Genomic DNA, 6,085 nt, shown 5'->3' with positions numbered 1-6,085 from the left:
CCCAAGACTGAAATCTTGATCACGATGGCAGGGCCATTCGCGGAAGCTCGCTTCACCGGCCGGCTGCTTTGTGCTGGCGATGACGAAGCCAACATCACCAGCGCAATGACGCAATTGCCGGAGCCGCGCGAGCACTATGAGGCGAAAGCAAAGACGCTCGTGGCGGAAAGCTGGCGCGCTATCGAAATTGTCGCGGAAGAACTATTGATCGGAGCTGGCAGGCTCTACGGCCCGATGCTTGATTTGGCTATTTGCTGCGCTGCCCCCGGCGTCCCCTAGCGATCGATGATCCCGGCGAGGATGGCTTTGGCGCGCACGGAGACGGCCATGTAGTGCTGTGCCGCTTTGATAGACTTGAGCCTTCCCGGGTCATTCTGTGCGATGTTGGGATCAGATAGGAGGCGCTGGAGCCGCGCTCTGCGCCACGCCTGCACACGGCGGAGGCATGGCAGGATGGCCGGCCGCGCGACAGTGTCGATCCGCTCAAACTTGCTCGCCACTGCGGCTTTCCTCCAAGTCGCAGTCCAGCGCAGCTCGCGCTACGCATGGAAGAGGGTCCCGTGATCTTGCGGACTGGGCCGCCACGGATTTGCAATCCTGCCATTATTGGGAGGTGGCTGCTAGGGGTGAATGCGTAGAGTAACCGCCTGTCTTGAATATCGGAGGACTGATGGCAGCAGGATGGATGGTTACGATCGGCGTCCCCCAAGACGACGGCAAGCTTCGATATGTAACCTATGCGGTCGCAATCGCCGATGCGGCAGAAGCAGTAAAGGCTTCATTGGCGGCCAGCGCGGGCGAAGCAGCGATCTCGAATTCCGAACTCCGCGAAGCCGACTTGAAGGGCCTTGGCATAAGAGCCGGCGAGCTTGTGACCATATACGATGATCGGATTGATCCGCTGATCTCGCGGACGTGGCGTCCTGATACCGGCTAGGATCGAGCCGCCCCAATCCTCAAGGCACGGCTGACCAGAGCCTTTTCGGGCCGCGTGCGATTGTTTGGCACGCTAGTTGCTGGGCTTGGTTGCTTGGCCCCGATGTCGCGGGACACTAACGTCAAAGTCAGAACTAGCGCGGGCGGTCCGCTCCAACCCGCCCGCGTATCGTGTTGCCAGCGACCCAGCATAGGTTTCTCTCGGCTCAGAGATCGCATGGTCTAAGGTACACATCCGGGGAGAAAGTGCATGACCAAACACCGGAGGCTTTTCAAGCTAACAAAGCCCCTTACTGACCGCCTGTTGGAAGAGGCGGCGCGCTTAAGGAGCCGCGCTGACCAAATGCCGGCATGCGCAAAGCGCGACGCGATATTGCGCAAAGCGCGCGAGTATCAAGTGACCGCTCACCTGGCAGATTGGATTAGATCGTCCGGTGATCTTCCCCCAAATAAGTAGACAGGGTTAAGCTGCTTTTAGCTCCATGTCGATCGGCGCGATATAGCCGATGGCGGAATGGAGACGGGTTCGATTGTAGAAGCCCTCGATGTAGGCGAAGATATCGCGCTGGGCCTCAGCTCTGGTCTTGTATTGACGATGGTGAACGAGCTCGGTCTTCAGGGTATGGAAGAAGCTCTCCATTGGGGCACTGTCGTAGCAGTTGGCTTTGCGGCTCATTGATCCGACGATCCCGGCCGCCGACAAGGCGGCGCGATAGTCGTGCGAGGCGTATTGCACGCCGCGATCGGAGTGATGGATCAATCCAGCCTTCGGCTTCTGCTGCTGGATGTATCGTCAATGCCGACGAGGCGAGGTCGACCTGCATGTGATCGCGCATCGCCCAGCCGACGATCTTGCGGCTGAAGAGGTCGATGATGGCCGCCAGATACAGCCAACCCTCAGCAGTCGGAATGTAGGTGATATCGGCGAGCCAGATCCGGTTCGACGCTGCGGCGGTAAAGTTGCGATCGACGAGGTTCGGCGCGATCGGCAAGCCATGACGGCTGTCGGTGGTCCGAACCCGGCGCGGCGGAGCCATGATGGCGCGGACACCGTGCCGATGCATCAGGCGTTCGATCCGGCCACGGCTGGCGCCACGTCCCCGCATCCGCAGTACGGCGTGGACCCGTGGGCTGCCATAGCGCCCGCCGCTATCCTGGTGGACCTGTCGGATATCAGCCAGAAGCGCGGCATTGGTGGCCGTACGTGTGCTCTCCGGACGCTCGCGCCAGGCATAATAGCCGGCCGGCGAGACCTCGAGCACGGCGCACATCAGCCGCACCGGGTAGGTATCGCGATGGTCCTCGATGAAGCGGAAACTCATGGCCGTGTTCCGGCAAAGATCGCGATCGACTTTTCTAAAAATGTCCCGCTCCATGCGCAGCCGCTCGTTTTCCTCACGCAAACGGGCGATCTCGGCAGCCTGGTCCGCCGGAGCTTCTCAACCCAGCGCCGCAGCACCGAGTCGCGCAAACCGAGTTCCTTGCCAACGGCCGTGATCGACCGGCCACTCGACACCACAAGCTCAGCTGCCTGCCGCTTGTACTCCTCGGTAAACGACCGACGTTGGGTCCTCCATTCGACACCTCCTGGCTCAATAAGCCTACTACAGGTGTCCACTCGTTCGGAGGAGGTTCAATCAGGATGCGAACCCTTTCCACATCCCCTATCCCGGAGCCGTCACTGCCGACTTCCGTCGTGCTTCACGCGAACGAGCCTTTGCGACTTGGCGCGAGATCTCCACGACAAGCGCTATCGCAGAATCTCGAACCTTTGAGAATCGCCTCCTTCAGCTCGGCGGTCGATTAAGTTGACGATGCCTCGCCGACATCTGGGCTGAAGTCCTCGGGGTGGACCGTGGGTGGACCGGGTGGGGATGAACGACAGCTTCTTCGACCTCGGAGGACATTCCACCACCCAGCTCATCTATCGGCTGCCTGAGGCGCTGCATGTGGACGTGCCGCTACGCACGCTGTTCGAGAGGCCGACCGTTGCCCGGGTGAGTCACGTGATCGAGACGAAGAAGCGGACCGGCTCGATCGACACGATGCCGCAGGCCGATTTTCGCGCCGAGGCAGTACTCGAGTCTTCCATCAGACGCGCCTTGTCCGTCTCATCCCGGCCGTCGACGTCGCCGCGTGCCATCTTGCTCACTGGCGCCAGCGGATTTCTCGGGGCCTTTCTACTCCGCGAACTCCTTGGCCAGACCGACGCGAAAATCTATTGCTTGGTGCGCGCCGGTGATGGTAGAAGGCCCTCGTCCGGCTGAGCGGCAATCTCACATCCCTCCACATTGCGGAGGGACAGTTCGCAGTGCGGGTGGTGCCTCTGGCCGGGGATACGGCGCGGCCGCTACTGGGCCTCTCCAGTGCCGACTTCGAAATGCTGACGGATACGGTCGATAGCATCTGTCACTGCGGTTCGACGGTAAATTCTATCTGGCCGTATGAGGGGCTCAAGGCCGCCAATGTCCTCGGCATGCAGGAACTCCTCCGGCTTGCCAGCCGCGGGTGCGTGAAGCGGGTGCATCTCGTGTCCACCCTGCACGTATTCTCGTCGCGCGAAGCGGTGGCGGGGCGAGAACTCCGCGAGGAAGATCTCCCGGATGACCCCGAGGGATTGTCACTGGGTTACACACAGAGCAAGTAGGTCGCTGAGCAGTTGGCGATCGAGGCGCGCCGCAGAGGCATTTCGGTTGACATCTTTCGGCCAGGCGCATCTGGGGGACAGCCACAGCGGTGCCTGCCAGAGGCATGATTTCCTGTGGTTACTGCTCAAAGCTTGCATCGAAACGGGGTTCGCGCCGCAGTTCGACGGCCCGGTGAACGTTATTCCCGTCGACTATGCGAGCAAAGCCATCGTCACCTGTCGCTTGGCAGCGTTTGTCCGGACAGACATTCCACTTGCCAACGGCGCGTCTGTCGCTGGATCGAGATCCTCGAGGTGCTCGGTAGCTACGGGTATCAGTTTCAGTTGTCCCTTTCGCAACGTGGTGTGACGCCATTGTCCGTCATGCCGAGGCTGAGCCGACGAGCGCGGCCTTTTTTGGATCGCGCCGTTGCTCGGAGGAATACCCCCAAGGTGCGGATCTTCCGGTCACCATCAGCTGCCAGAATACGTTGACCGGCCTCTTTGGCAGTGATATCTCGTGTCCGTCAATCGATCGAGGTTTGCTCTCAACCTGCGTATCGCATTTCATCGACAATGAATTTCTTCCTCGGGTCAGATCCTTCCATTGAGCCGCCAATACGACAGTTTCTCCTGGCTCGGCATTCGGGCTTGACCGGATTTCCGAAAATGACGTTTTGCTGTTATCGACGTATCTGACCGGTTGCCGGGATTCGCACTTGAACGGCGGGCACCTCCAGACGCCTGCGGCCGGAAGTGCGGCGTGATCGTGGCGGGCCGGTCCCACTCGCGTCAGGTGAAGTAATGATCTGCACCTCGAGATCGACCGAAGTCGCGGTGTGGTGGATGAGGCTGGGCTCTCCTTCGGCCGCAGCTGTTAAGCAATGGCGTGCTTGTCTGGACCCTTCTGAGCAGGCACAGGCGGACAAGTTCTATGTCCAGGACGATCGATCGACATACGTCGCAGCACATTGGCTGGTTCGTAGCGCGCTTGCATCGGTAGGCAACTTGCCGCCCGCGAACTGGCGTTTCATCGTCGAAGAGCATGGCAAGCCCCAGATCGATCGGGCCCTCGGCCGGTCCGAACTTCGGTTCAATCTGTCGCATACCAGGGGCTTCGTTGCCTGTGCGGTCAGCGTGGGCGTCGACGTCGGGATCGACGTTGAGACGCTCACGCCGAGCCGGGCGAGCCTCGATATCGCCGAACGCTATTTCAGCCCGTCGGAGGTCGCCATTTTGCGCGGCGCACCGCCAGACGAGCAAGCCGAATGCTTCTTCCGTCTCTGGACCCTGAAGGAGGCTTTCATCAAGGCGACCGGCGAGGGATTGAGTCGCCCACTCGACAGTTTTTCCTTCTCGCTGAATCCGGCTTCCATCTCGTTTAGCCAGGGCGAGGCCGATGATGCGACTCAATGGCAGTTCATCGAGCAGCGGCCGAGTCCGCAGCATGTGCTGGCCCTCGCGGTCCGAAAGCCAGCATCTTGTCCGGTGACCCTATCTGTTTGTCAAGTACGCTCACCCGAATGAGCGTAAGCCCGCATGTCCGCCTCCGCCGATGAGGTGGCTCGCCCTACGCTGCGCGTCCGAGGGTTGCTCGGGCGGTCCGAGCCAATCCTCATCACAGGATGAGAGCCCAGCCAACGAGGCCGGCCATTGCCGGGTCCTTGAACAAGAGCGCGTAGCAACCGAGGAAGATGAAAGCGCTGATCAAATGCAGCATCTGATTAATTCTGCTCCGGTGATAGTAACGGTAGTCATCCCACCGCAGGTTTCGCAGCATGTCTGACAAAGGGCTCATGATTAATCCTCGGTCATTTGACGATGTTGAAGCCATAAGCCGAGTCCGTGACAGATGCGTGAATGCATTATGATGTCGCATTGCAGCTTAATGAGGTGGTAAAGCCGAGCGCCAGGCGCACGCGAAAAGTCGGATGTTCGCTTTTCGGCTTGATATTGGTGACCAGGGCAGCCCAGTCGACCACGATCTCCTTTAACCGAATCAGACCCCTTGCAGACGGGGCGGGGCCATACGTTTTTTGAGCAGACGGTTTTCCAGGGTCAGATCGGCTACGGCCTCCTTCAGGGCGGCGGCCTCCCGGCGGAGATCCTTCACCTCGCCGGAGGTCGCAGCTCGCGCCGTATCGCCCGCCAGGAGGCGCTTGCTGGCCTCGAGGAACTCCTTGGACCAGCCGTAATACATCGAGGCGGCAATGCCCTCGCGCCGGCAGAGCTCGGAGATATTCTCCTCGCCCCGCAGTCCTTCCAGCACGGATACGGATCTTCTCTTCCGTCGAATACTGCCGGCGCGTCTGGCGCCGAATGTCCTTTAGCACTTGTTCTGCCGGCGCTTTGCCCAGTCCGGATTTCTGCTCCATCTGCGCTCCTGTTGGCTACGATGAACCAGAAATCCTCCCTCCGCAAAATCCTTCAATTTGTCTCACATGCGCTGACGGCGAACAGTATGGTCGAGATTCTCGAAGACCGGCTGGTCCGTGCTGTCCTCATGCCACACGACTGGAAGCC

At 60.3% G+C, this 6,085-nt stretch carries 8 protein-coding genes and 3 pseudogenes; 7 read left to right on the top strand and 4 right to left on the bottom strand.

Annotation, left to right across the window (positions count from 1 at the left end):
- Window positions 1–279, top strand: a 279-nt coding sequence (locus K359_RS0146340) for a hypothetical protein (protein WP_029085077.1), incomplete at its 5' end; no start/stop codon positions are given.
- Here K359_RS0146340 and K359_RS0146335 read toward each other — a convergent pair.
- A complete protein-coding gene (locus tag K359_RS0146335; protein ID WP_029085076.1) occupies window positions 276–500 on the bottom strand; it encodes a hypothetical protein in 225 nt (74 codons plus the stop codon). The two genes, K359_RS0146340 and K359_RS0146335, sit on opposite strands and share 4 nt — an antisense overlap.
- Window positions 501–670: 170 nt before the next feature.
- Here K359_RS0146335 and K359_RS56165 point away from each other — a divergent pair, with 170 nt between their 5' ends.
- On the top strand, window positions 671–937 hold the full coding sequence (locus K359_RS56165; RefSeq protein ID WP_063619006.1) for a hypothetical protein: 267 nt from the start codon (window positions 671–673) through the stop codon (window positions 935–937).
- 462 nt (window positions 938–1,399) lie between these two features.
- On the opposite strand, the pseudogene K359_RS56160 reads toward K359_RS56165, so the two are convergent.
- Window positions 1,400–2,533: pseudogene (locus tag K359_RS56160) on the bottom strand (IS3 family transposase).
- Between the two features lie 38 nt (window positions 2,534–2,571).
- Here K359_RS56160 and K359_RS65445 point away from each other — a divergent pair.
- From K359_RS65445 to K359_RS56150, 5 genes and pseudogenes are all read left to right on the top strand, one after another.
- Window positions 2,572–2,743, top strand: a pseudogene (locus K359_RS65445) (IS6 family transposase); the annotation flags it as partial.
- A 67-nt stretch (window positions 2,744–2,810) separates the two neighbouring features.
- Window positions 2,811–3,203 carry an SDR family oxidoreductase gene (locus K359_RS66025; RefSeq protein WP_029085075.1) on the top strand — a complete coding sequence of 131 codons (393 nt, stop codon included), beginning with the start codon at window positions 2,811–2,813 and terminating at the stop codon, window positions 3,201–3,203.
- Between the two features lie 44 nt (window positions 3,204–3,247).
- Window positions 3,248–3,583, top strand: a complete 336-nt coding sequence (locus K359_RS66020) for an SDR family oxidoreductase (RefSeq protein WP_051346824.1) — start codon at window positions 3,248–3,250, stop codon at window positions 3,581–3,583.
- Complete coding sequence (locus tag K359_RS66580) at window positions 3,540–3,932, top strand: SDR family oxidoreductase (protein ID WP_156929098.1); 393 nt, start codon at window positions 3,540–3,542, stop codon at window positions 3,930–3,932. Before K359_RS66020 ends, K359_RS66580 begins: the two co-directional genes overlap by 44 nt.
- 434 nt (window positions 3,933–4,366) lie before the next feature.
- Window positions 4,367–5,089, top strand: coding sequence for a 4'-phosphopantetheinyl transferase superfamily protein (locus K359_RS56150; RefSeq protein WP_035978412.1), 723 nt, complete (start codon window positions 4,367–4,369; stop codon window positions 5,087–5,089).
- Window positions 5,090–5,180: 91 nt separating this feature from the next.
- Here the strand turns inward: K359_RS56150 and K359_RS60445 are convergent, their stop codons facing one another.
- On the bottom strand, window positions 5,181–5,360 hold the full coding sequence (locus K359_RS60445; protein ID WP_084518833.1) for a hypothetical protein: 180 nt from the start codon (window positions 5,358–5,360) through the stop codon (window positions 5,181–5,183).
- 231 nt (window positions 5,361–5,591) lie between these two features.
- Window positions 5,592–5,937: pseudogene (locus K359_RS56145) on the bottom strand (transposase); the annotation flags it as partial.
- Window positions 5,938–6,085 lie beyond the last annotated feature (148 nt).

Origin of the sequence: Bradyrhizobium sp. th-b2 (assembly GCF_000426785.1) — a bacterium.
Lineage (GTDB): Bacteria > Pseudomonadota > Alphaproteobacteria > Rhizobiales > Xanthobacteraceae > Bradyrhizobium > Bradyrhizobium septentrionale.
Note: the sequence above shows the minus strand (reverse complement) of the source record. Positions and strands in the feature narration are given on the sequence as shown.

What these genes read in the sequence shown, in the direction of transcription:
- K359_RS56165 (WP_063619006.1), top strand. Translation starts at nt 671, where the DNA reads ATGGCAGCAGGATGGATGGTTACGATCGGCGTCCCCCAAGACGACGGC.
- K359_RS66025 (WP_029085075.1), top strand. Translation starts at nt 2,811, where the DNA reads ATGAACGACAGCTTCTTCGACCTCGGAGGACATTCCACCACCCAGCTC.
- K359_RS66580 (WP_156929098.1), top strand. Translation starts at nt 3,540, where the DNA reads ATGACCCCGAGGGATTGTCACTGGGTTACACACAGAGCAAGTAGGTCG.
- K359_RS56150 (WP_035978412.1), top strand. Translation starts at nt 4,367, where the DNA reads ATGATCTGCACCTCGAGATCGACCGAAGTCGCGGTGTGGTGGATGAGG.
- K359_RS60445 (WP_084518833.1), bottom strand. Translation starts at nt 5,360, where the DNA reads ATGAGCCCTTTGTCAGACATGCTGCGAAACCTGCGGTGGGATGACTAC.